The 21,744-nt window shown below is 71.0% G+C and carries 22 protein-coding genes; 8 read left to right on the top strand and 14 right to left on the bottom strand.

Annotation, left to right across the window (positions count from 1 at the left end):
* Positions 1-179 precede the first annotated feature (179 nt).
* Positions 180-842 carry a TetR/AcrR family transcriptional regulator gene (locus OHA73_RS29075; protein ID WP_266714219.1) on the top strand — a complete coding sequence of 221 codons (663 nt, stop codon included), beginning with the start codon at positions 180-182 and terminating at the stop codon, positions 840-842.
* A 29-nt stretch (positions 843-871) separates the two neighbouring features.
* On the opposite strand, the gene OHA73_RS29070 is transcribed toward OHA73_RS29075, so the two are convergent.
* The 8 genes from OHA73_RS29070 to OHA73_RS29035 all read right to left on the bottom strand — a co-directional run bounded on the left by OHA73_RS29070 (position 872) and on the right by OHA73_RS29035 (position 8,702).
* Positions 872-1,963 (bottom strand): alpha/beta fold hydrolase, encoded by a 1,092-nt coding sequence (locus OHA73_RS29070; RefSeq protein WP_327656503.1) that lies wholly within the window; start codon positions 1,961-1,963, stop codon positions 872-874.
* A gap of 368 nt (positions 1,964-2,331) precedes the next feature.
* Positions 2,332-4,032 (bottom strand): acyl-CoA mutase large subunit family protein, encoded by a 1,701-nt coding sequence (locus OHA73_RS29065; protein ID WP_327656502.1) that lies wholly within the window; start codon positions 4,030-4,032, stop codon positions 2,332-2,334.
* A gap of 74 nt (positions 4,033-4,106) precedes the next feature.
* Positions 4,107-5,177, bottom strand: a complete 1,071-nt coding sequence (locus OHA73_RS29060; protein ID WP_327656501.1) for an acyl-CoA dehydrogenase family protein — start codon at positions 5,175-5,177, stop codon at positions 4,107-4,109.
* 68 nt (positions 5,178-5,245) lie between these two features.
* A complete protein-coding gene (locus tag OHA73_RS29055; protein WP_267069204.1) occupies positions 5,246-5,791 on the bottom strand; it encodes a TetR/AcrR family transcriptional regulator in 546 nt (181 codons plus the stop codon).
* 10 nt (positions 5,792-5,801) lie between these two features.
* Positions 5,802-6,383 (bottom strand): sugar O-acetyltransferase, encoded by a 582-nt coding sequence (locus OHA73_RS29050; protein ID WP_267069205.1) that lies wholly within the window; start codon positions 6,381-6,383, stop codon positions 5,802-5,804.
* 107 nt (positions 6,384-6,490) lie between these two features.
* Entirely contained in the window at positions 6,491-6,829 is a 339-nt protein-coding gene (locus tag OHA73_RS29045; protein ID WP_327656500.1) for a DUF3817 domain-containing protein, read from the bottom strand.
* A 58-nt stretch (positions 6,830-6,887) separates the two neighbouring features.
* A complete protein-coding gene (locus OHA73_RS29040) occupies positions 6,888-7,397 on the bottom strand; it encodes a MarR family winged helix-turn-helix transcriptional regulator (RefSeq protein WP_327656499.1) in 510 nt (169 codons plus the stop codon).
* A 21-nt stretch (positions 7,398-7,418) separates the two neighbouring features.
* A complete protein-coding gene (locus tag OHA73_RS29035) occupies positions 7,419-8,702 on the bottom strand; it encodes an MFS transporter (protein WP_327656498.1) in 1,284 nt (427 codons plus the stop codon).
* Between the two features lie 77 nt (positions 8,703-8,779).
* Here OHA73_RS29035 and OHA73_RS29030 point away from each other — a divergent pair, with 77 nt between their 5' ends.
* Together OHA73_RS29030 and OHA73_RS29025 are read left to right on the top strand one after the other, a co-directional pair.
* Entirely contained in the window at positions 8,780-9,772 is a 993-nt protein-coding gene (locus OHA73_RS29030) for a DUF5937 family protein (RefSeq protein ID WP_266714201.1), read from the top strand.
* A 123-nt stretch (positions 9,773-9,895) separates the two neighbouring features.
* The gene (locus OHA73_RS29025; protein ID WP_327656497.1) at positions 9,896-10,975 is read left to right on the top strand and encodes a glycoside hydrolase family 6 protein; all 1,080 of its coding nucleotides are present in this window, start codon (positions 9,896-9,898) and stop codon (positions 10,973-10,975) included.
* Positions 10,976-11,048: 73 nt separating this feature from the next.
* Here the strand turns inward: OHA73_RS29025 and OHA73_RS29020 are convergent, their stop codons facing one another.
* The 4 genes from OHA73_RS29020 to OHA73_RS29005 form a co-directional block, all read right to left on the bottom strand.
* Positions 11,049-13,004: a kelch motif-containing protein gene (locus tag OHA73_RS29020; RefSeq protein WP_327656496.1), complete on the bottom strand. Its 1,956-nt coding sequence runs from the start codon at positions 13,002-13,004 to the stop codon at positions 11,049-11,051.
* A 3-nt stretch (positions 13,005-13,007) separates the two neighbouring features.
* Positions 13,008-14,777 carry a glycosyltransferase family 2 protein gene (locus tag OHA73_RS29015; protein ID WP_327656495.1) on the bottom strand — a complete coding sequence of 590 codons (1,770 nt, stop codon included), beginning with the start codon at positions 14,775-14,777 and terminating at the stop codon, positions 13,008-13,010.
* 267 nt (positions 14,778-15,044) lie between these two features.
* Positions 15,045-15,338 (bottom strand): MTH1187 family thiamine-binding protein, encoded by a 294-nt coding sequence (locus OHA73_RS29010; protein WP_266714193.1) that lies wholly within the window; start codon positions 15,336-15,338, stop codon positions 15,045-15,047.
* On the bottom strand, positions 15,335-15,679 hold the full coding sequence (locus OHA73_RS29005) for a DUF3817 domain-containing protein (RefSeq protein WP_266714191.1): 345 nt from the start codon (positions 15,677-15,679) through the stop codon (positions 15,335-15,337). Before OHA73_RS29005 ends, OHA73_RS29010 begins: the two co-directional genes overlap by 4 nt.
* Positions 15,680-15,809: 130 nt before the next feature.
* Here OHA73_RS29005 and OHA73_RS29000 point away from each other — a divergent pair, with 130 nt between their 5' ends.
* From OHA73_RS29000 to OHA73_RS28985, 4 genes are all read left to right on the top strand, one after another.
* The gene (locus tag OHA73_RS29000) at positions 15,810-16,448 is read left to right on the top strand and encodes an AIM24 family protein (RefSeq protein ID WP_327656494.1); all 639 of its coding nucleotides are present in this window, start codon (positions 15,810-15,812) and stop codon (positions 16,446-16,448) included.
* The gene (locus OHA73_RS28995) at positions 16,448-17,107 is read left to right on the top strand and encodes an AIM24 family protein (protein ID WP_266714187.1); all 660 of its coding nucleotides are present in this window, start codon (positions 16,448-16,450) and stop codon (positions 17,105-17,107) included. The genes OHA73_RS29000 and OHA73_RS28995 overlap by 1 nt, the downstream gene beginning before the upstream one ends.
* A 38-nt stretch (positions 17,108-17,145) precedes the next feature.
* Complete coding sequence (locus tag OHA73_RS28990) at positions 17,146-17,892, top strand: AIM24 family protein (protein ID WP_327656493.1); 747 nt, start codon at positions 17,146-17,148, stop codon at positions 17,890-17,892.
* Positions 17,893-18,026: 134 nt separating this feature from the next.
* Positions 18,027-18,503, top strand: coding sequence for a MarR family winged helix-turn-helix transcriptional regulator (locus tag OHA73_RS28985; protein WP_266714183.1), 477 nt, complete (start codon positions 18,027-18,029; stop codon positions 18,501-18,503).
* A 5-nt stretch (positions 18,504-18,508) separates the two neighbouring features.
* Here the strand turns inward: OHA73_RS28985 and OHA73_RS28980 are convergent, their stop codons facing one another.
* Together OHA73_RS28980 and OHA73_RS28975 are read right to left on the bottom strand one after the other, a co-directional pair.
* Positions 18,509-19,915 carry a sensor histidine kinase gene (locus OHA73_RS28980; RefSeq protein ID WP_327658542.1) on the bottom strand — a complete coding sequence of 469 codons (1,407 nt, stop codon included), beginning with the start codon at positions 19,913-19,915 and terminating at the stop codon, positions 18,509-18,511.
* Positions 19,916-19,920: 5 nt separating this feature from the next.
* Positions 19,921-20,646, bottom strand: a complete 726-nt coding sequence (locus tag OHA73_RS28975) for a response regulator transcription factor (RefSeq protein ID WP_443063139.1) — start codon at positions 20,644-20,646, stop codon at positions 19,921-19,923.
* 136 nt (positions 20,647-20,782) lie between these two features.
* On the opposite strand from OHA73_RS28975, the gene OHA73_RS28970 reads away from it, so the two are divergent.
* Positions 20,783-21,418 (top strand): PepSY domain-containing protein, encoded by a 636-nt coding sequence (locus tag OHA73_RS28970; RefSeq protein WP_327656491.1) that lies wholly within the window; start codon positions 20,783-20,785, stop codon positions 21,416-21,418.
* Positions 21,419-21,744 lie beyond the last annotated feature (326 nt).

Here is a 21,744-nt window from a genome sequence, read left to right as displayed (position 1 = left end):
GTCCCGGCCGCCCCGGGGTGCAGATCCGAGGCACTCGTACGAGATCGAGCTTCCGCAGCTTTCGCTACGACTCGTAGCGTAACTGCCATGGGCGGGACGCGGGAACAGGGCCCCGGTGATCAACCGGTGATCTGCCTCACGCGATCTTTCCTCCGTACCCGCCGGTATGGTCGACGACCATGCAGAGCCGCACGCCGTCTCCCTCGTCCCCTTCTTCCCGCCCCTCTCCCCCCTCCAACGTCCGGACGGGGCGTCCGCGTTCCGCCGCGGCGGACGAGGCGATTCTCGAGGCGACCCGGGCGGCGCTCGTGGAGCTCGGCTGGTCGAAGCTGACGCTCGGGGACGTGGCCACGCGCGCGGGGGTCGCGAAGACGACGCTGTACCGCCGCTGGCCGGGCAAGAGCGAGCTCGTCGTGGACGCGGTCGCGGTCCTCTTCGACGAGCTCGAACTGCCGGACCGGGGCTCGCTCGCCGCCGATGTGGAGGGCGTGGTGCGGCAGTTCGCGGCGATCCTGGACCGGCCCGAGACGAAGACGGCACTGATGGCCGTGGTCGCCGAATCCACCCGCGACGCCCCGCTGCGGGACCGGATCCGTACGTCGATCGTCGACCGCCAGAAGCGGCTCGTACTGGAGGGGCGGGCGCGGGCCGAGCGCCGCGGCGAACTCCCGCCGGCCCCCGACCCGGCCGCCGCCGCGGCCACGGCGGATCTCATCTACGACGTGGCGGCGGGGGCGGTCGTGCACCGCACCCTGGTGAGCGCGGAGCCGGCCGACGCGGAATGGGTGCGGCGGTTCACGGCCCTCCTGCTGGGAGGGCTCGCGGCCGCCGCGACCGATTAGTGGCTCCTACTAGGGCCTATGGGTGGGCCCTACTTGTTCCAGGCGCAGCTGCCCAGCGTGGCCCGCTTCTTGGCGACCAGGGCATCCGCCTCGCCCGCCGGCAGCGCGCGCGTGCGCTTGTCGTGGCAGACCACCGTGCGGTCGGCGCGGCCCGCAAGGTCGACCAGGATCTGGTCCCAGTGGCGGTACTGGACGTCGTGCCCGGTGTCCGCGTACGTACGGGTCTTCACGGGCGCCGTGTCGGGCAGGTTGTCGCGCCAGGCCTTGAGCGTGCTCGCGGGCACGGTCGTGTCCTTGTCGCCGTGGTAGAGGAACACCGGCGCCTTCAGCTTCGCCAGGTCCGGTCCCGGACGGTCGCAGTACAGCCGCTGCTCGTGCACCTGCGGCGCCGGATCGGCCTGCTGGCCGCGCTGGTTGTAGGTCCGCGCGCCCTCCTCGTACGCGGTGTCGGCGAAGCCGGGGATCGACTTGACCGGGCTGTCGTCGGGGAAGGCCCACCACTTGCGCGGGTCCTTGATCTCGTCCTTGACGGCGGCCGCCATCTGGTCGTCCGTCAGGTCGCAGGAGGCGGGCTTCTCGCCGTACGGCGGGAGGGCGGCGGCGAGGTGCAGGGCGCTGATCCGCTCGGGGGCCTTGGCGGCGATCTCGGCGGCGTACGGGCCGCCGCCGGATATGGCGATCACCTTGAACTTCTTGACGCCGAGCTTGTCGAGGACCTCGAGGGCGTCCTTGGCGTAGTCGGCCTTGCCGAGCTTCGGGTCGTAGTCGGTGTCGCCGAAGCCGTTGCGCTCGACCGTGATCATGCGCAGGTCCAGGTTCTCTCTGGTGGTGCGCATGAAGTCGGTCATGTGGACGGCGCGGGCGCTGGTGCCGGTGCCGCCGATGTAGAGCACGGGGGTGCCGTCGGACGGGCCGGAGTCCGTGTAGTGCGCGGTGCGGCCGGAGGACAGGTCGGCCGCGTGCACGTCGGCGCCGAGCGAGTCGAAGCTGTTCTGCACCTTCGGCTCGGCGGGCGGGCTCGCGCTCACCGCGCCGGTGCCGCCGATGGCGATGCCGCCGAGGAGGGCGGCGGTGGCGATGCCGACGGTGGTGGTTGTGGTGCGGTTGAGCGCGAGGCGCACGGGGGCTCCTGGGGTTGGCGGGGCACTTGGCGTGTCCGCGCCTACCCCAAGATCACGCGGTGACACCTGTCACCGACCCGGTGGACGCCCTCGCCCTTACGCCACGGGCTCCGCCCCGGACCCCGCGAGTCTCGTCCCAGAGCGGGGCTTAAATTTGCGCACCCGCCGCAGAGACTTGATTTTGCGCACCCGCCGCGGGGCGAGGACATGAGATGCCGCCCCGCGCCTTGGGCAATCTGCCGCCTTGGGCGGCAGGGTGGGCAAGGCGGCACCCCGGTGCAGGCCGCACGTCACGGAGGCGCCGACCCCGGCCGAGCAAGCAGCCCCGATGCCGCGCAACAGCACGCAGGGCCCCGCCCCGGCGGACCTCAGAACCCCGGCGGCTCCGTATACACGCCCCACTCGTCGCGGAGCACCCCGCAGATCTCGCCGAGTGTGGCCTCCGCCCGGGCCGCGTCCAGCATCGGCCCGATCATGTTGGAGCCGTCCCGCGCCGAGGCCAGCATCCGCTCCAACGCCTCCCGCACCGCCCCGTCGTCCCGCCCCGCCTTCCGGTCACCGAGCGCCCGCACCTGATCCCGCTCGACCTCATGACTGACCCGCAGGATCTCCAGGTCACCCGTGACGGACCCTTCCGCCACGTTCACCCCGACGACCCTCTTGTCGCCCTTCTCCAGGGACTGCTGGTACCGGAACGCCGACTCCGCGATCTCGCCCGTGAACCAGCCGTCCTCGATCCCGCGCAGAATGCCGGAGGTCACCGGCCCGATCGGGTGCTGCCCGTCCGGGTGCGCCCGCAGGCCCCGTTCCCTGATCTGCTCGAAGATCTTCTCGGCGTCCGCCTCGATCCGGTCCGTGAGCTGCTCCACGTACCAGGAACCACCCAGCGGGTCGGCCACGTTGCCGACACCCGTCTCCTCCATCAGCACCTGCTGCGTCCGCAGCGCAATCTCCGCCGCCTGCTCGCTCGGCAGCGCGAGCGTCTCGTCGAGCGCGTTCGTGTGCAGGGAGTTGGTGCCGCCGAGCACGGCCGCCAGCGCCTCGACCGCCGTACGGACGACGTTGTTGTAGGGCTGCTGGGCCGTCAGCGACACACCCGCCGTCTGCGTGTGGAAGCGCAGCCACTGCGCCTTCTCACTCTGCGCCCCGTACACGTCCCGCATCCAACGCGCCCAAATGCGCCGCGCCGCGCGGAACTTGGCGATCTCCTCGAAAAAGTCCACGTGCGCGTCGAAGAAGAAACTCAGGCCCGGGGCGAAGACGTCCACGTCAAGCCCGCGGCTCAACCCCAGCTCCACGTAACCGAATCCGTCGGCCAGCGTGTACGCCAGCTCCTGCGCGGCCGTCGAGCCCGCCTCGCGGATGTGGTACCCGGAGACCGAGAGCGGCTTGTACGCGGGGATGTCGGCGGCGCAGTGCTCCATCAGGTCGCCGATCAGGCGCAGATGCGGCTCGGGCTGGAAGAGCCACTCCTTCTGCGCGATGTACTCCTTGAAGATGTCGGTCTGGAGCGTGCCGTTGAGGACCGACGGGTCGACACCCTGTCGCTCGGCCGCCACCAGGTACATACAGAACACCGGCACGGCCGGGCCGCTGATCGTCATCGACGTCGTGACGTCGCCCAGCGGGATGTCCTGGAACAGGACCTCCATGTCGGCCGCCGAGTCGATGGCGACACCACAGTGCCCGACCTCGCCGAGCGCACGCGGGTCGTCGGAGTCCCGCCCCATCAACGTAGGCATGTCGAAGGCGACCGAGAGCCCGCCACCGCCGTTGCGGAGGATCATCTTGTAGCGCTCGTTGGTCTGCTCGGCGTTGCCGAACCCCGCGAACTGGCGGATCGTCCACGTGCGCCCCCGGTACCCGGTCGGGTACAGGCCGCGCGTGAACGGGTACTCGCCCGGCCACCCGATCCGCTCGAAGCCCTCGTACGTGTCCCCGGGCCGCGGCCCGTAGGCCGGCTCGACCGGATCCCCGGAGAGCGTGGTGAAGTCCGCGTCACGCTTGCGGGCCTTGTCGTAGCGGGCCTGCCAGCGTCGGCGGCCTTCCTCGATCGCGTCAGCGTCCATGCTTCAAATTTACTTGGACGTCCTACTAAATGTCGATGGCCCACGGCGTCCGATCGCCGTGAAACCGGGCAGGTTCAGCCCCGCAGCGCCGCCAGATGCGCCGCCCTCACCTCCGCCGTCTGCCCCTGCACCACCAGGAACAGCCCCTCCCGCGCGAGCCGCTGCGCCGGCGCGGACAGGGCGAACGCGCGCCCGCCCCCGGCCACGATCGCCGCCGTCGTCGCCGCCCGCATCAGGTCGTACGCCCGCGTCTTCACCGCGAGCCGGTCCGCCAGCCGCTCCCCCGCCGGAACCTCGTCCACCAGCGCGTACGCGTCCCTGCGCGCGCCGTCGAGGCCCTCGCGCAGCACGCCCGCCGTCTCCTTGGCCTCGGCGTCACCGGACGCGTCGAGCAGGTCGAGGGCGGCGCGCGCGACACCGAAGACGGCCGGGTTGGTGTTGGTGTTCTTCGGCCGGTCGGCGCGCGCCCACTCCTCGTACGGCTGGCGCCCGACGATGTCCTCCTCGGCGACCGTGAGCCCGTCGAGGACCAGGCCGACGGTGCGGGTGCCGGTGAGCGCGGCGAGCTGGAGCGGTTCGGTGGGAGTGAGGCCGGGCTGCTCACGCGGCTCCGCGACGGCGAAGACGACCTCACCCTCCTCGGTCGCGCCACCGAGCAGGAACACGTCGTTGAGGCCCCAGCCCGTGTACCAGGGCACCCGTCCGTCGAAGCGCACCCCGCCGCCCGCCAGCGGCGTCGCCCGCACCGGCAGCTTCGGGAACGCCCGCAGGTGCGAGAAGGCGATACCCGCGAGCGCGGCGCCCTCGGCCAGCGGGCGCAGCCACCGCTCGCGGACCGCCTCGGCACCCGCGATCAGGTCGCGTACCGGCGAGTGGTGCTGCGCCTGCACGAAGAACGTCGAGCAGCACGCGCCCGCCAGGATCTCCGCGATCTCCCGCCCGACGGCGGCCGGCGCCCCCGAACCCCCGTACGCGACAGGCGCGTTGACGCCGAGCGCTCCCGAGGCCTTGACCGCGGCGATCGCCTCGGGCGTGACCCCGGTGCGGTCGTGGGCCTCGGCGGCGGGCGCGAGGACCTCGTCGGCGAGCCGCCGGGCGGCGGCCACCAGCGGGTGGTCCTCAAGGCGGGCTGCGGTGGCGGTCATGCGGGTGCTCCTCGGGGCCGTACGTGCCTGTGGGGACACGGTGTCAGGTCCGTGCCCCCACAGGCGGTCTACATGACCGTGAGGCGCCGCACCGCCTCACCGGTCAGTTCGCGGGTGTACGGCTCGGCCTCGCCAAGGGCCCGGTGCAGGGCGAGACCCTCGATGAGGGCGTCCAGCTGACGTGTCGTGGCCGGGGCGAAGTGCCGCTCCAGTAACTGCCTGCTGCGCGCCATCCATGCCCGCGTCAGCTCCCGGTATTCCGGGCGGCGGGCGGCGAGGGTGTACAGCTCCTGAGTGAGGACCAGGTCGCGCCGGGGACCTTCGGAGAGCGCGTGGATCAGCTCCGTGACGGCCTCCCGCGCCTCGTCCGGGCTGTCCACGCCCGCCAGGTGGCGCTCGAAGACGGCCACGATGTGGTCGGCGAACCCCGTGAACGCCTCGCGCAACAGGTCGTCGATGCCGGCGAAGTGGTACGTCATCGAGCCGAGCGGCACCCCGGCGCGCGCGGCGATCTTCCGGTGCGAGACCCCCGCGACGCCCTCGTCTGCGATGTGGTCGAGCGTCGCGGCGAGAATCCGCTCGCGGCGCTTCGGGTCCGCGTGTCCTGTGGCCATGCCGCGCGCCTCAGATGTCGCGGACCGGGCGGGCGGGGTTGCCCACCGCGACGACATTCGCCGGCACGTCCTTCACGACCACGGCGCCCGCGCCGATCACGCTGTTGTCGCCGATGGTCACGCCCGGGCAGACGATGACGCCGCCGCCGAGCCAGACGTTGTCCCCGATGGTGATGGGCAGTGCGGCCTCCAGCTTGTCGCGCCGCGGGCCCGGCTCCACCGGGTGGGTGGGCGTGAGGAGTTGGACGCCGGGGCCGATCTGGCAGTCCTCGCCGATGGTGATGCGGGCGACGTCGAGGGCGGTCAGGCGGTAGTTGACGAAGGTGCGGGCGCCGATGGAGATGTTGCTGCCGTAGTCGACGTACAGCGGCGGCCGCAGCTCGACGCCCTCACCGACCGAGCCGAGCAGCTCCGCGAGCACCGGGGCCGCCTTGCCCGGGTCGTCGAGGAAGGCCTCCTCGTACCGGGCGGCGAGCCGCATGGCGCGCTGCTGGCGGGTGGCGATCTCCGGGTCGTCGGCGATGTAGAGGTCACCGGCGAGCATCCGCTCCAGGTTGCTGCGCGGGTCGTCGGCGAAGTGGTCCGTGGGCATGCGGACGAACGTACACCGAGGAGCGTACGAACGTACACTCCTGGTCAAAAAAACGCGCGCAGCCGCTCCAGAGAGGGACGCGCGCGAAATCCGGTGCCCGGCCGGGGTTACGCCTTGGCGAGCTTCGCCTCGTCGCCGGCGACCTTGCCCTCGAGCTCCGCGGAGATCTTGCGCTCCACGAAAAACGCGGCGGTCGGGATCGTGCCGGCGATCAGCACCCACAGCTGCTTGCCGACCGGCCACTTCGCCTTGGAGCCGAGGTCGAAGGCGACGACCAGGTACACGACGTACAGCCAGCCGTGCGCGATGGCGATGACGCGCGTGAAGTCCGCGGCGCCGTCCATGCCGAACGCGTACTTGGCGATCATGCCGAGACACAGGAGGACCAGGAGCACACCGGTCACGTAGGCCATGGTGCGGTAGCGGGTCAGCACGCTCTTCTTCATGGGTCGAGGGTAACCGCCCGTTTTGCGCGATCTTCGGGCGGGCCGGGTGGCACGCATCTCACTCGTCCGTGAAGTCCTTCGCCGCCACCCGCAGAGGGCGCAACATCGCGAAGATCTCGCCGCACTCCTCCGCGTCGTAGACGCCGAGGCCGAAGTCCATCGCCATGAGGTCGCGGGTGGCCGCGTCGACGGCCTCGCGGCCCTTCTCCGTGATGGTGGCGAGCGTGCCGCGCCCGTCGTTGGGGTTGGGGCGCTTGTCGACGAGGCCGGACCTCACGAGCCGGTCGACCGTGTTCGTCACGGACGTGGGGTGCACCATGAGCCGCTCGCCGATCTTCGACATGGGCAGCTCGCCCGCCTTGGAGAAGGTGAGCAGGACCAGCGCCTCGTAGCGCGCGAAGGTGAGCCCGTACGGCTTGACGACCGCGTCGACCTCGGCGAGCAGGATCTGGTGCGCGCGCATGATCGAGGTGATCGCGCCCATGGACGGCACGGACCCCCACCGCTGCTTCCAGAGTTCGTCGGCGCGGGCGATCGGATCGAAGGCGAGAGAGAGGGGCTTCGGCACGTCCCCGACCTTACCGGGCGGTCATATGGCGGTCAGCCCCGTCTCGGTCTTTGGGCCCTCGGCACGCCCGGAGGCCCGTACTTCCAAGGCGAGCGCCGTGCAGCACAGGCCGCCGAGAAGCCCCGCGCCCGCCACCACCGTGGACACGTCGAAGACCTCGGCGGCCGCCCCGGCGAGCGCGGTCCCCACGCCCTGGATGGTCATCAGGCCCGCGTTGTGCAGCGTCATGGCCCGGCCGCGCAGTTCCTCGGGCACCGCGTCCACGAACCAACGGTCGAGCCCGAGCGTGTACGCGGATCCGGCCCCGGCGAGCAGCAGGATCGCCACCGCCCAGGCGAGGCCGGGCACGATCGCGTAGCCGATGAGCGGGAGCAGGGTCACCGACGCGAGCGGCAGCGCGATACGGGAGCGGGCCGACGGCGAGAGCAGTGAGCCCGCGGCGAGTTCGCTCGCGACGGTTCCGACGGCCATCGAGCACATCAGGAATCCGACGGCCGCGGCGCCCGCCCCGATCTCGTCCACGTACGCCGCCGCGAGCGCCTCCGGTGCGATCACGAACATGGGCGGCACCCAGAGCAGGAGCAGTAGGGCACGGATGCGGCGGTGGCCGAGGACCTGGCGGGCGCCGGCCAGCGAGTACCGCAGCAGGGCACCCTCCTTGTCCTTTTCGCGTTGCCGCGCGGGGCGGGCCTTCGTGCACAGGCGCAGCAGGGTGGCCGAGCAGAGGAAGGTGACGACGGTGACGGTGAGCGCGCCGCGCGGGGACACGACCGTGAGGAGTACGCCGCCGAGGCCGAAGCCGACGAGGACCGCGCTCTGCGAGACGATGCGCAGCAGCGAGCGGCCGAGCACGAACAGGTCGCCGTCGCCGAGCACATCGGTGAGCGTGGCCATGCGGGTGCCGTTGAACACCGGTGACACGAGCGCGATGACGCAGCGCAGCGCGAGCAGCCCGCCGACCGGGGTGGCCGGCAGCGCCATCAGCGCCGCGCACCCGGCGCACACGAGGTCGCAGGCGACGAGCACCCGCCGCGCCGGGAACCGGTCGGCGATCCCGGACAGCAGCGTCCCGCCGACGAGGTACGGCAGGAAGCCGAGCGTGAAGGTGAGCGCGCTGAGCAGCGGCGACCCGGTCAGCCCGTACACGAGCACGGTGAGCGAGATCTCCGCGACGACGACGCCGAAGAGGGAGGCGGCGTGCGCGAGGAACACGGCGCGGAACTCGGCGATACGGAACAGCCTTGTGTAGCCGGGGCGTTCGCGGGCCTTGTCGCCGGCCCTTGCACTGGTCGTGTCGCTGGTCATGGGCCGCAGCCTGCCGTCCGCTCCGCGCCGGTCGTACTGTTTCGGCCTGCGGCGAATGTTGTGGGGAGGGGGGCGGGATGCCGTTGCATCTTCGGTTCGGGCAGGAGGATCTGCTGCGGTGCCGGTTCGCGATCTCGCCGCTCTGGGAGACGCAGGAGGCGATCCGTACGCTCAGGCGGCCGGACCGGCACGGCTATCACCTGCCGTGGCTGCGCCGGATCCGGGACGCCGCGCGGGGGCTCGACCTGGCGCCGGTCTGGCTGCTGATGCCGCAGCGGGGGCACACCCCGGACTTCCTCGGCCCGCCCCCGATCGGCCCCGCCGCCACCTTCGACGAGGAGATCGCCGCGTTGCGGGCGACCGGGCCCGACGAGGCGCTGCGCGGCATCACCCAGTCGCTGGCGTGCACGCCGGGCGCGGCCGACACCCCGCTCGGCCGCTCGCTTCTCGCCGAACCGGGGCGCGCGGTAAGGGAGTTGGCGGACCTCGTGGAGCAGGCCTGGCACGTCCTGGTGGAGCCCGAGTGGCCCCGGTTGCGGGCGCTGCTCGAAGCGGATGTGGCGCACCACTCGCGGCGCCTCGCCGAGGTCGGCCTCGAAGGGCTGCTCCGGGAGCTGCATCCACGGGTCGGCTGGGAGCCCGGCACCCTCACCCTCACCGCCCGCGCGAGCGAGCACAGCCGGGACCTGGACGGCCGGGGCCTGGTGCTGCTGCCCAGCGTCTTCTGCTGGCCGGACGTGGTCAGCGGCTTCGAACCGCCGTGGCAGCCCACCGTCGCGTACCCGGCGCGGGGCGTCGGCGCGCTGTGGTCCGCGCCGGCCGCGAGGGCGCCCGACGCGCTGGCGAATCTGCTCGGCCGGGGCCGCGCCGACGTGCTGTGCGCGCTCGCCGAGCCCGCCTCGACCAGCGCGCTCGCGCACCGGCTCGGGCGCGCGCCGTCGTCCGTGTCGGCGCATCTGGCGGCGCTGCGCGCGGCGGGGCTGCTCTCGTCGCGGCGCCACGGGCACCAGGTGCTGTACGCGCAGACGCCCCTGGGCAGCGCGCTCGTGACGGGCGATCAGGGCGTCTGACGCGGCTCCTCATGCGCGGCGCCTAATGCACAGCGAAAAGACAACCCTGTGTAACGATTGCCCGGTATTTTCGCTTTCGTACGCCTTTTTACGCCCTGTACGCGCTCCGAACCAGGGGGCAGGATGCCCGTCCCACCCACCCATACGCCCGCCCGCACCCCCACCCGCACCTTCGCGCTCACCGGCGCCGCGATCCTGCTGGCCACCTTCGTCATCGGCTGCTCCGACAGCGGCGGCGGTGGCGGCGCGGGCAGCAGCGGCGGCGGCCGCGACTCCGCCGCGGAGGCCGCGCAGCGGACCGCCCCGTCCGGCTCCCCCGCCGACTCCTCGCCGTTCTGGGTCGACCCGGACTCCGACGCATCCGACCAAGTCGCGAAGTGGAAGCGGGAGGGGCGCGGCTCCGACGCCGCCATGGTCGAGCGGATCGCCGCGCACCCGCAGGCGATGTGGGCGCCGGGCGACTATCCGCGCCCGCCGATCTCCGAGGCCGCCGCGCAGGCCAGGAAGGCGGGCAAGACGCTGGTGCTGGTCGCGTACAACATCCCGCACCGCGACTGCGGGCAGCACTCGGCGGGCGGGGCGCACAGCGCGGACTTCTACCACCAGTGGATCGACGCGTTCGCCTCCGGCATCGGGAGGGCGAAGGCCGTCGTCGTCCTCGAACCGGACGCGATCGGGCACATCGTCAGCGGCTGCAGTCCGAAGCAGTACGAGGACGAGCGGTACGCGCTGATGTCGTCGGCGATCGACCGCCTCAAGCGGCAGCCGAACACGAAGGTGTACGTCGATGCCGGGAACCCGGCGTGGATCCCCGACGCGAGCAAGCTGGTGGATCCGTTGCGGCGGGCCGGGGTCGGGAAGGCGGACGGGTTCTCCCTGAACGTGTCCAACTTCCAGACGGACAAGGCCAGCGCGGCGTACGGCCGCCGGCTGTCCGGGCTGCTCGGCGGTGCGCACTTCGTGGTCGACACCAGCCGCAACGGTGCGGGGCCCTACGGGGACGGGCAGGGCGACGCGTGGTGCAACCCGCCGGGCCGCGCGCTCGGCTCCGCCCCGACCACGAGGACGGGCGACGCGCTGAACGACGCGAACCTGTGGGTGAAGCGGCCCGGCGAATCGGACGGCACCTGCCGCGGCGGCCCGCAGGCGGGTACGTGGTGGGCGGATTACGCGTTGGGGTTGGCCCGGAACGCCAAGCGTTGAGCCCCACCGGGGCCGGGGCCGCGGGGCTCCGCCCCGGACCCCGCGCCTCAAACGCCGGCGGGGCTGGATCGGCCTACTCCACCTGGATCCACTTCGCCTCGGACGAGACCCCGTCCGCGTCGGACACAAACACCATGTACCACCCCGGAGGGACCAGCGTCTTGTCCTTGGGGGCGGCCAACGTCACCGAGCCCTTGGACTTCTTGACGTCGAGGGCGATCGAGCGCTGTTCCACGTCCGTCGTGTGGGTCACGGCGGACGGCCGCATGAGGCGGGCCTTGACGATGCCGTCGGCCTGCTTCGTACGGAACGTGGCCCGCCCGCTCGCCGGAAGCGTCTCGGGGCCCGCGCCGAGGACGGGCCGCTGGTCGCCGCCGCGGTGCAGGGCGGGCGGCGTGTAGATCTCCATGCGCTGCTCGAAGTGGCCGAGCTTGGTGTTCTGCTGGTTGTCGTAGAGCGGGTCGGAGCCGAAGCTGACGACCCGGCCGTCGGGCAGCAGCAGCGCCTCCGAGTGGTAGTTGCGGCCGACCTTGGGGGCGGCGGCCTCCTGGAAGGCGTTCTGCTGGGGGTCGTAGAACTGCGCCTTGTGGATGTTGCTGGCGCTGCGGCCCCGGTAGTCCTTGGAGCCGTTCGTCGTGAAGACGGAGTCGTCCGGCATGATGACGGAGTTCAAGTAGCGGGTGCCCTGCGGCAATTGGGGCCCGGTCTGGAAGGAGGGGCTCTCCTTCTTCAGGTCCACGACCGCCGTGCGGGACGTCGCCTTCTTGGACTCGCCGACACCGCCGCCGCCGAGGATCATGAACCGCTGGTCCTGCGCGGGCGGCAGCAGCAGCGAGGACGAGGTCTCCGTCTGGTCCGTGTCGGTGAGGCCCGGGACCTTCTCGAACTTATTGGTCTTCAGGTCCCACAGGCCGGGGACGCGCCCCTTGGTGGCGGGGCCGTAACCGGCGTTCGAGGCCGGGTAGAAGAGCTTGCCGCCCTTGGTGAGGAAGAGCGCCGGGTAGGTCGGGAAGTAGCGCTTGGGGCCCATCGACCACTTCTTGGTCTTCGGGTCGTAGATCTCGTTGTCGCCGGGGTCGATCATGCCGACGTCGTCGAGCCCGGAGACCGCGAGCACCTTGCCGTCCTCCAGGCCGACGAGCGTGGGGTACCAGCGGGCCTTCTCCATCGGGTCGACCGGCACGTACCGCTCGGCGACGGGGTCGAACTCGTAGGCCTCCTTGATCCCCTGGAAGTCCTGCTTCTCCATGGTGATCTTCTCGGAGAGGCCGTACGTGTTGTCGGCGTCCTTGCCGCGCAGGCCCTCGATCTCGTACTGGGCGTTGTCGTCGGTGACGTGCTGCTCGCCCTTCTGGGCGGCCTCGACGAAGACGCGGGCCTCGCTCGCCTTGATCTTCGTCTTCCACGGCTGCATGACGCCTGCGGCGTTGCGCTTCTTGTCGAAGGCGCGCTTCGCCTTGGGCACGGTGACGTCGAACCTGGAGACGTACTCGGTGCCTGAGGGGGAACGGAACGTGGTCCCCTTCTTCAGGTGAACGGCCTTGTCGGGGCTCTCGTTCTTGACGCGCATGCCGCCGCCGGCCTTCTCGACCTCGCCGTCGAGCCGCTCGTAGCGGGCGGTGCCGCCCGCCACCAGGAGCCGCCCGCCGGGGAGTTGGGCGTGGCCGCCGCAGAAGAAGTCGGCGGGGGTGGGGATCTTCTTGAAGGTGTTCGCCTTCGGGTCCCACAGGACGGTGTCGAAGGTGCCCGCGTCGAACTTCTTCTGCTCGTTGCCCGAGCCCGCGACGATGAGGACCTTGCCGGTGTGCAGGAGCGCGGCGTGGATGGCGTTGGTGCGGTACTCCTCGGGGATGTCGATCTGCGACCAGGAGCCGTACTTGGCCTTGTAGCCGGGCTGGGCGATCTTCCAGTCCTCGTACCGCTCGGTGGCGAAGGTCCAGGCGGCCGGGGCGTTCAGGCCGACGAGGAGGGCGACGCCGCCCGCGCCGAGGACGGTCTTCCGCATCCGGCGTGAAGGTCTGTAGGCCATGGGTCAGTTCCCTCCGGTGGTCGACGTGCTGGGGGTCGCCGGCTGCACGGCCCGGACCGGTTCGGCCTCCACCCTCTTGGCGGTCGCGGCCGCCGCGGCCTCGCGGCGCTGCGAGGCGAACCACACGACGGGCGGCGCGAGCGCGATGCACAGCGCGAGGACCGCCCAGGTGCGCATGGCCACGTGGGTGTGGTCGAGGGCGACGGACGCCACGAGCGACGTGGCGAGCACGCCCGCCCAGCACAGGTGGATACGGAAGGTCAGCGGCTGGTCGGCGCTGGCGTCGCCGCCCTTGGGGGTGACGACGAAGCGGCTGGGGCGGCCGAGGAGGGCCGCGCCGAGCGACTTGAGGTAAATGGGCGCGGAGATCGCCGACATCCCCATGCCGGCGAGGCCGCCCGAGCCCTCGGGTTCGTGCGGCGAGACGTTGTGCCGCCGGTTCCAGAGGTAGAGGCCGATCTGGAGGGCGGCCGCGTCGCTGTAGAGCATGAGCCACACGGACGCGGACACCTGCGTGCCGGAGGCGCCCGTCCACAGGAACAGCACGCAACTCAGCACGCCGAGCAGCCAGTTGACGGCCGTCATCGGGTAGTAGACGAGCATCATCGTGTACGAGAAGAGGCGGCCGGGCGGCATCGAGGCCGGCGCCTTCCAGTACTGCCGGAACAGCGTCTCGTACGTGCCGCGCGACCAGCGGGTCTGCTGGGTGAAGAAGTCCGTCCAGGACGCGGGGCCCTCGCCGACCGCGAGCACGTCGGGCGTGTAGACGGAGCGCCAGCGCTCGTGGGTGTCCGGGTTGCGGTGGCGGTGGATCTCGAAGCCGGTCGCCATGTCCTCGGTGATCGAGTCGACGAGCCCGCCGATCTGCTTCAGGGCGGTGATCCGGACGACGTTGTTGGTGCCGACGAACATGGGGGCGCGGTAGCGGTTGCCCGCGCGCTGGATCAGCGCGTGGAAGAGGAACTGCTGGGACTCGGCGGCCTTGGTGACCGGGGAGTCGTAATTGCCGTACACCTGCGGGCCGACGACGAACGCGACATCGGGGTCGCGGAAGTAGCCGAGCATCCGCTCGAGGAACTCGGGGTGCGGCACGTGGTCGGTGTCGACGGAGGCGAAGAAGTCGTAGTCCGAGCCGTGCGCGGCGAGCCAGGCGTTGTAATTGCCGTGCTTGGTACGGGCCTTGTGGGGGCCCTTCTTCTGGTTCCACTCCGGGATGCCCTTGCGGGTGAAGTGGTGGACGCCGAGCCGGTCGCAGAGCGCCCTGGCGTCGGGGTCGTCGCCCTCGTCCAGGAGCCAGACGTCCAGCGGCCCTTCGTGCGTGATGCGCACGGCGCCCTCGAGGGTGGCCCGCACCATCGCGAGGGGCTCCTTGCCGGGGACGTACGTGGTGAGGAACGCGACGCGGGTGCCGGGCTCGGCGCGGACCGGGATCGGGTCCCTGGCGACCATCGTCGCGTGAGCGATGGAGATGACGTTGACGACCATGAACAGCTCGATGAGCCCGATCGCGACGAGCATCACGATGTCGAGCGAGACCAACCAGCGTTCGCCGCCCTCGCGTTCCACCCAGTGGTTGGGCCACACCAGGTACACGAGGAGCGCCCCGGTGAGCAGGGGCGCGAGCGTCATCAGCAGGACGGCTCGTATTCGGTGGGGCTCGTTCGCCAGAAGCGAGGTGTACTGCACCCGGTAGCCGCCGTCGCCGGGCGGCTCGGTGAGCGGCCCGGCGAGCTTGCTGTAGGTGTCGTAGTCGTAGCCCTCGTCAGGCCGCACAGCGCCCTCCAGGATCTGGTGTTCGACCGTCTCGGTACCCCAACAAAAGGGGACTTTCCCGGGCGTGTCGACCAGAGGAGCGCGTACGAGTGAGGTATGAGGAGGGCTACGCCAGTCAGCCGTCGGAGAGTTGCCGCTCCACGGTTTCGACCTTCGAGGTCAGACCGTCCGTGCTGCATCTCCCGGGGACAACCCCCGGACCCCCGGCCACAAAGGCAACCGGCCCGGCACCCCGCAGGGGGGCCGGGCCGGAACCGCAGTGCGCAGCTATTCGGAGAGGTGCCGCTCGACCGTGTCGACCTTCGAAGTCAGGCCGTCGGTCACGCCCGGGCGGATGTCCGCCTTCATGACGACCGAGACGCGCGGCGCGCGGGCCTCGACCACCGCGACGGCGCGCTTGACCACCGCCATCACCTCGTCCCACTCACCTTCCACGGAAGTGAACATCGCGTCGGTGCGGTTCGGGAGGCCGGATTCGCGGACCACGCGGACCGCTTCGGCGACGTACTCCCCCACGTCCTCGCCGACCCCGAGCGGGGTCACGGAGAAGGCGACGATCATGCGCTCACGACACCTTCCTGGCGGGCGCGACCCGCGATCACCGCGGCCTCGCCCTCGCGCTTGAGCTTGCGCTCGGCGAAGAAGCCGCCGGTGGGCAGGACCGAGAGGACGAAGTAGAGCGCGGCGGTGCCGAAGCTCCACTTCGTACGGTTCCAGGCGTCGAGCCAGAAGATCACGTACAGGACGAAGAGGACGCCGTGGACCATGCCCATCACGGGCACCCCGTTGAAGTCCGTCGTCCGCTTCAGGACCGAGCAGATCAGCAGCAGCAGGAAGGAGACGGCCTCCGGGGCGGAGACCAGGCGGAGGCGTCGGAGGGCGGAGGCGGTCTTGAGGTCCACGGTGCACCTTCGGCTAAGCGGGGCGGACGGTCGTTGATCTTGTGAATGTACGCACAAGCGTTTTCCCATTGTGGCATCGCGCCGATGGGGGCCTGTCGGCGGGCTCTCCTCGGCGGCTACCGTCGACCCTGTGGCTACGTTCCGACTGCAGGGCAGCAAGGTGCTGGCCGTCGACATGACAGGCGACAGCGTGAAGGCGAAGAACGGCTCGATGGTCGCCTACGACGGCCGGATGGCGTTCAAGAAGCTGAGCGGGGGTGGCGAGGGGATCCGGGGCATGGTGACCCGGCGCATCACCGGTGAGCAGCTGACCGTGATGGAGGTCAAAGGGGAGGGCACCTGCTGGTTCGCGGACCGGGCGAGCGAGATCAACCTCGTCGGGCTGCGGGGCGAGAAGCTCTACGTCGAGTCGAGCAACCTGCTCTGCACGGACGCAGGACTGCACACCGGCACCTCCTTCACCGGCGTCCGCGGCGCCTCCCAGGGCAACGGCCTGTTCACGACGACCGTCGAGGGCCACGGGCAGGCGGCGATCATGAGCGAGGGCCCGGCCGTCGTCCTGCGCGTCGGCCACGACTACCCGCTGACCGTCGACCCCGGCGCGTACATCGCCCACCAGGGCAACCTGCGGCAGTCGTTCCAGTCGGGGGTGACCTTCCGTACGTTCCTGGGGGAGGGCGGCGGCGAGGCCTTCCAGATCCTCTTCGAGGGCGACGGGCTCGTCTACGTACAGCCCAGTGAGCGCAACACGATCGCGGGGGACGTGTGATGCCGGCACCGGGCTTCCGTGAGATCAACTCGAAGATGGTCGAGGCGACCGTCGTGCCGGGGCAGCGGCTCTACAGCCAGCGCGGCGCGATGCTCGCGTACCAGGGCGACGTCTCCTTCACGCCCAACGTCCAGGGCGGGCAGGGCGGGGTGATGTCCATGCTCGGGCGGCGGGTCGCGAACGAGTCGACGCCGCTGATGACCGTCGAGGGCAGCGGCACCGTGCTGTTCGGGCACGGCGGCCACCACGTACAGGTGATCACGCTGTCCGGCGACACCCTGTACGTGGAGGCGGACCGCCTGCTCGCCTTCGACGGGGCGCTGCGCCAGGGGACGATGTTCATGGGCGCGCAAGGCGGCGTGATGGGCATGGTGCGCGGCCAGGTGTCCGGGCAGGGCCTGTTCACGACGACGCTGCAGGGCCACGGCTCGGTGGCGGTGATGGCGCACGGCGGGGTCATCGAGCTCCCGATCACCCCCGGCCGGTCGGTGCACGTCGACCCGCAGGCGTACGTGGCGCACCACGGCGACGTACGCAACAAGCTGTCCACGGCGCTCGGCTGGCGGGACATGGTGGGGCGCGGCAGCGGCGAGGCGTTCCAGCTGGAGTTGAGCGGGAGCGGTGCGGTGTACGTACAGGCGTCGGAGGACAAACTGTGAACGCTCATCCGGCCGGGGGCCCGGCGATCTTCGACCCGATGACCCTGCCGGTCGACGACAACGTCAACGCGTACACCTTCTGCGTGGAACTGCGGGGCAGCCAGTGGTTCCTGCAGAAGGGGAAGATGATCGCCCACTACGGGCGGATCGACTTCAACGGCATCGGGCACGGCCGGCTCGACCGGCTCGTGCGCACCTCGTTCCACTCGCCGCTGCACGCGAGCGACTGGGTGGTCGCGGAGGGCAGCGGCAAGATGCTGCTCGCGGACCGGGCCTTCGATGTGAACTCGTACGACCTCGACAACGGGAACCTGACGATCCGCGCGGGGAATCTGCTCGCTTTTCAGCCAACTCTCGCGCTGAAGCAATCCATCGTTCCCGGCTTCCTCACACTCATTGGCACCGGCAAATTTGTAGCGGCATCAAACGGTCCGGTTGTGTTCATGGAGCCGCCGATCCGGGTCGATCCGCAGGCGCTCGTCGGCTGGGCCGACTGCCCCTCGCCCTGCCACCACTACGACCACGGATACCTGACGGGCGTGATCGGCGGTCTACGTGCGATGACGGGCGCCGGCGGGGTCTCGGGCGAGGAGCATCAGTTCGAGTTCGTGGGCGCCGGGACGGTGCTGCTGCAATCCAGCGAGTCGTTGATGCCGGAACAATCGGTGGGTGACGTACCTCACCAGGGAGGAGTTCCCGGTGGACCAGGGGCGTCGACGGGTCAACCGGGGGCACCGCGTCTTCCCGGACAGCTCGGCGACCTCCAGCGTCGCTTCGGGCTGTGAGCGGTAGTCTGCAGAGTGTGACGTCGAACGCGTGACCCCATTGCGTTCTGGTCCGCACCCCTCGGGTGCCCGGGGTGCGCAGTGTCACCCCCCACATTCGTTCGCCTTTCAACTTCTTAGGTAGAATCGATTCCATGGAGACCGAGACGGCCACGCCGTGGCTGACCGACGAGGAGCAGTGCGCCTGGCGCACCCACCTGGAGGTCAACAGACTGCTCAATTACCAGCTGGAGAAGGATCTCCAGCCCTTTGGCCTGACGATGAACGACTACGAGATCCTGGTGAACCTCTCCGAGGCCGAGGATCTCCGGATGCGGATGAGCGACCTCGCGGCCGCGACCCTGCAGTCCAAGAGTCGGCTCTCGCATCAGATCACCCGCATGGAGAACGCGGGCCTGGTCCGCCGTGAGAACTGCGAGTCGGACCGCCGGGGCCTCTACACCGTGCTCACCGACTACGGCATGGAGACCATGCGGAAGGTCGCCCCGCACCACGTGGCGTCCGTCCGCAGGCACTTCGTGGACCTCATCTCCCCGCAGGAGCTGGGCGGCCTGCGCCAAGCCCTCTCCCCCATCGCGGAACACCTGCGTTCGCAACGCGGCAAACCGTAAACCCGTCAGCCGGAGGGCAGCGCGAGCTCGAAGAGCGCCCCGCCCTCCGGCGCGGATCGCACCGTGAGCGAGCCACCGTGCCGCTCCGCCACGTCCCGGGCGATGGCGAGGCCGAGACCGGCCCCGCCGCCGTCCCGGGTGCGCGCGTCGTCGAGCCGTACGAACCGCTCGAAGATCCGCTCCCGCTCGTCCTCCGGCACGCCCTGCCCGTCGTCGGCGACCCTCAGCACCACCCGGCCGTCCTCCGCGCGCACCGCCACCCGGACCCCGGCGCGGGCGTGCCGCTGCGCGTTGTCCACGAGGTTGCCGAGCACCCGCGCCAACTGGCCGCGGGAGCCGCTGACCTGAGGCACCGCCGCCACGTCCACGGCGACGGGGACCCGGTCGCCGACCCTCTGGGACAGCTCCTCGCGCACCAGGGCGCCCAGGTCGACCTCGGCGCCGCCGGGCTTCTCCCCCGCGTCGAGCCGGGCCAGCAGAAGCAGATCGGCGGCCAGTTCCTGCAACCGCACCGTGTCCTCGACGGCACCGTCCACATCGAGCAACTCCGGGTGGGCCGCGCCGACTTCGAGCTGGGTGCGCAGCGAGGCGATCGGGCTGCGCAGCTCGTGCGAGGCGTCGGCGACGAACCGGCGCTGGCGCTCCACGGAGGCCTCCAGCGCGGCGAGCGTCTCGTTCGTGGTGCCGGCGAGCCGGGCCACCTCGTCGTGGGTGTCCGGTTCCGGCACCCGCCTCCCCAGGTCCTGCGACGCCGTGATCGCGGCCATCTCGGCGCGGATACCCTCCACGGGCCGCAGCGCGCGCCGGGTCACCAGGTACGTCACCCCGCCCACGATGACGAGCAGCACGGGGAAGCCGATCAGCATGGAGGTCAACGCCGTGTTGACCGCGCCCTGTTCGGCTTCGAGGGAGGCGCCCGCGTACACGGTCAGGTCCCCGTACGCGGTGTCCTCGACCTCGACCGCGGCGAACCGGTAGTCGGCGCTGTCGCCGTCGATGGTGGCGCTGCCGTCGGTGTAGTCGGTGTCGTCGGAGACGCTGCCGTTCTGCTGGCTGTCGTCTCCCCCGTCGTCGCCGTCGTCATCGCGCCGCGCCGCGCCGGGCTTCACGTCGCTCACGCCGGTGCCGGAGATCTTCTCCAGGTCCTCGGACGTGGCCAGCAGCCTGCCGTCCCCGTCGACGACCTGAACCGGGTCCTCGTCGTCCAGGTCGAGCGCGTCGGGCGCGGTGCCGGTGGCCAGGGAGGTGGCGACGCGGCGGGCCGTGGAGTCGGCGTCGCGGCCCGCCTGCTCGGTGAGGTTGCCGCGCAGCGAGAGCAGCACGGTGGCGCAGGCCGCGACCAGGGCCACCGCGACCACGAGGGTGGCGGCGAGGGCGGCGCGGGCCCGTACGGAGCTGAAGGGCCTCCTCAGCCTGCTCATCGGGGCACCTCCAGTCGGTATCCGGCGCCGCGCACCGTGCGGATGAGGGAGGAGCCGAGCTTGCGCCGCAGAGCGCTCACGTACACCTCGACGATGTTCGGGTCCCCCTCGTACGCGAAGTCCCATACGTGGTCGAGGATCTCGCTCTTGGACACGACCTCACCGGCGCGGGTCACGAGCTGCTCGAGGACCGCGAACTCCTTGGTGGTGAGCGCGACTTCACCGTCCTCGGCGTGGGTGACGCGGCGCGCGGCGGTGTCGACGGCGTAGGGCCCGACGGTGTGCACGGGGCTCGCGCCACCGGCGCTGCCCCGGCGCCGCAGCAGCGCCTTCACGCGCGCGACCAGCACCACGTACGAGAACGGCTTGGTCAGGTAGTCGTCCGCGCCGGTGTCGAGCCCCTCGGCCTCGTCGTACTCGCCGTCCTTCGCGGTCAGCATCAGGATCGGCACGTCGTTGCCGGCGGCGCGCAGGGCGGCGCAGACCCGGTAGCCGTTCATGCCGGGCAGCATGATGTCGAGCACGACCAGGTCGTACGCCGCCTCGCTCGCCTGGTGCAGGCCTTCCAGGCCGTCGTGGACCACGTCCACGGCGTAGCCCTCGGCGGTGAGCCCCTTGGCGAGCGACAGGGCGAGCCGCTTTTCGTCCTCGACGATCAAGAATCGAAAGGGGCGGCGCGAAGCGCCTCCGATAGGGCGGTGGTGGGAGACGGGTGGGCGCATGTGAGCAAGGGTGGCAGGTCGAACCTGAAGAACCCTTCAGGGTCCTTCAGCGGGGCTTCAGGGTCGTCAGGGCAGTGTGTTTCTCGAAGGACGGACAGGGCGGCCCGAAGCCGCCCACCAACCACGGGAGAAGCTCATGAAGCGCCGTACCACTGTCATCTCCGCCGTCGCCGCCATCGCCCTGCTCGGCGGAGGCACGGCCACCGCGGTCGCGGTCACCGGCGACGACGGCGGCTCGTCGAGCGCGGCCCAGTCGTCCGTGCGGGTCAAGGACGACGATGGCGTGAGCGACAACCAGGAGGAGATCAACGAGGCGAAGGGCGCCCAGGTCAAGGCCGAGGACGCCATCGCCGCCGCCCTGAAGCACACGTCCGGCACGGCCGTCGGCGCCGACCTCGACTCCGACGACGGCCGGCTCGTCTGGGACGTCGACGTGATCGGCTCCGGCAACAAGTGGCAGCACGTCGAGGTCGACCCGGGCACGGGCAAGGTGCTCGGCTCCCACACGGAGCGCGACGACGACGGTGACGACAGCGCGGCCCATGTCGCGGCGACCCTGAAGGGCGCGTCCACGTCGGCCGAGGACGCCGCCAAGGCCGCGGCCTCGAAGGGCACGGTCACGTCGGTGGACGCCGACGACGACGGCTCGGTCAAGGTCTGGGAGGTCGAGACGACGTCGGCGAACGGGACGCAGCACGACTGGCACGTGGACTTCCAGTCGGGTGCGGTGTCCGTGGACCACTCGTCGGACGACGACGGCGACGACGACTGACGTCCATCCGGACGGTCACCCGGGACCGGGGCGGAGCCACAGGGCTCCGCCCCGGTCCGCGTTGGGCCCGCCCATCCCGGGGGCGTCGGCCCGACGGGGCACCGCACGTCTCCCCGCCCGGAACCGGCGTTACGCCCCCGGGGCTCCGCCCCGGACCCCGCTGCTCAATCGCCGCAGGGGCTCAAATTTGCCCACCCGCCACTGAGGCCGAATTTTGCCCACCTGCGGCTGAGGCTGAATTTTGCCCGCCCGCCGCTGAAGCCTGATTTTGCGCACCGCCGCGAGGCCATGAGATGCCGCCCCACGCCTTGGGCAATCCGCCGCCC

Origin of the sequence: Streptomyces sp. NBC_00483 (genome assembly GCF_036013745.1) — a bacterium.
GTDB lineage: Bacteria > Actinomycetota > Actinomycetes > Streptomycetales > Streptomycetaceae > Streptomyces.
The sequence above is the reverse complement of the archived record's forward strand: the minus strand, read 5'-3'. Positions and strand labels throughout refer to the sequence as shown.